Genomic DNA, 1,646 nt, shown 5'->3' with positions numbered 1-1,646 from the left:
GCGGCGGGTGCGCCGGGAACCCAGCCCGACCACCTCGAGTTTCACATGGAACTGCGCTCCATCACTCCCGGCCGGCCCCCTGTGTGGCAGAACGCCGGTGAATTCCATGTCCTCCCCTCGGACAACGATCGTGACTGGGACGTTCAGACGTGGAAGGAAATCGGCCAAGGATACTCAGCGGAGCAGGCGCAGATCCTCGGAACCCGCGAAGCCCAGGACCTCAACTACGGGCCCATCATTCCGGGCTACAAAGCCGGGGACATCCTCGCGTTCACCGGACGCGCCCGCAACCTAGGCACCCTGGCGGCGTCCGGCGTCGTACTCCTGGGACCGCACGCGAACCCGGCGGACTTCCCGCCCGCCGATCTGGCATCCGGCGCTGAAGCACTGTATTTCACGCCGGTGTACACGGTCACCGAGGAGGATCTGGCGCGGGACTCGCTTGAGCTGACTTTTGCGGTGGCGCACGACGGCGGCGCGCGGGTGATCGAGCGCAGCTTCAGTTTCGATCTGCGCACCGGAGCCGTGACGGCTGGCCCCGCCCGGTAACGATTCCGGCTAGAAAATCTGGCGGATATTGGTCTTCGCGAGGTCGATGAGCTGGTCGCCGCGGCCGGAGAGTACCGTCCGGATCGCGTAGAGCGTGAAGCCCTTGACCTGCTCGGCACTGATCGCCGGCGGAATGGACAGTTCCTGCCGGGCCGTGCGGACGTCGATGAGGGCCGGACCGTCGTGCGCGAAGGCTTCAGCCAGCCCCGCCTTCAACCCGGAGGAGTTGTCCACCCGGATTCCGCGGATGCCCAGCGATTCTGCCAGTTTGGCGAAGTCCGGATTCTCGAGCTCAGTGCCGAAATTGACGAATCCGGCGGCCTTCATTTCGAGCTCCACGAAGTTCAGCGAGGAGTTGTTGAAAACCACCACTTTGACCGGGAGCTTGTTCTGCACCAAGGTGATCAGCTCGCCGAGAAGCATGGTCAGGCCGCCGTCCCCCGCGAGGGCCACCACCTGGCGCCCGGGATACGCGGCCGCCGCACCGATTCCGTGCGACAGTGCATTGGCCATGGTTCCGTGGTTGAACGAGCCGAGCAGCCGGCGTCGGCCATTCATGCTCAGGTACCGGGCCGCCCACACGGTGGGGGATCCGACGTCGCACGTGAAAACCGTATCCGGGCCGGCCAACTCATCCACGAGCCTGCCCACGAACTGCGGGTGGATCGGCTGGCCGTCCTTCGCCGGCGAAGCCAGGTCATCGAGTTTGGCGCGCGACTTGGCGTAATGCTTGAGCGAGGTACTCAGGTGTGTGCGCTTTACCTTGCGCTCGATCAAGGGCAGAAGCGAGGCTGCAGTGTCCCTGACCGTGCCCACCAGGCCAAGATCGATCCGGGACCGCCGGCCGAGTTGCTCGCCCCTGATATCCACCTGGATGATCTTTGCGTTCTCCGGGTAGAACTGTTGGTACGGAAAATCGGTGCCCAGCATGAGCAAGGCTTCGCAGCTCTCCATCGCGCGATAGCCGGAACTGAAGCCCAAAAGGCCGGTCATGCCGACGTCGAACGGGTTGTCGTATTCGATGTGCTCCTTGCCGCGCATGGCGTGGACGATTGGCGCGCCCAGTGCGTCCGCCATGGCCATGACCTCGGCGTGCG

General features: G+C 64.7%; 1 protein-coding gene and 1 pseudogene. One reads left to right on the top strand and one right to left on the bottom strand.

Translation table 11 applies throughout. From position 1 onward, the window contains the following. Window positions 1-549, top strand: a pseudogene (locus AHiyo1_RS21295) (exo-alpha-sialidase); the annotation flags it as partial. A 9-nt stretch (window positions 550-558) separates the two neighbouring features. Here AHiyo1_RS21295 and AHiyo1_RS21290 read toward each other — a convergent pair. Then, the coding region (locus AHiyo1_RS21290) for a thiamine pyrophosphate-dependent enzyme (RefSeq protein ID WP_253257526.1) at window positions 559-1,646 on the bottom strand (1,088 nt) is incomplete at its 5' end.

It is taken from the genome of Arthrobacter sp. Hiyo1 (assembly GCF_001263615.2).
Classification (GTDB): Bacteria; Actinomycetota; Actinomycetes; order Actinomycetales; family Micrococcaceae; genus Arthrobacter.
Note: the sequence above shows the minus strand (reverse complement) of the source record. Positions and strands in the feature narration are given on the sequence as shown.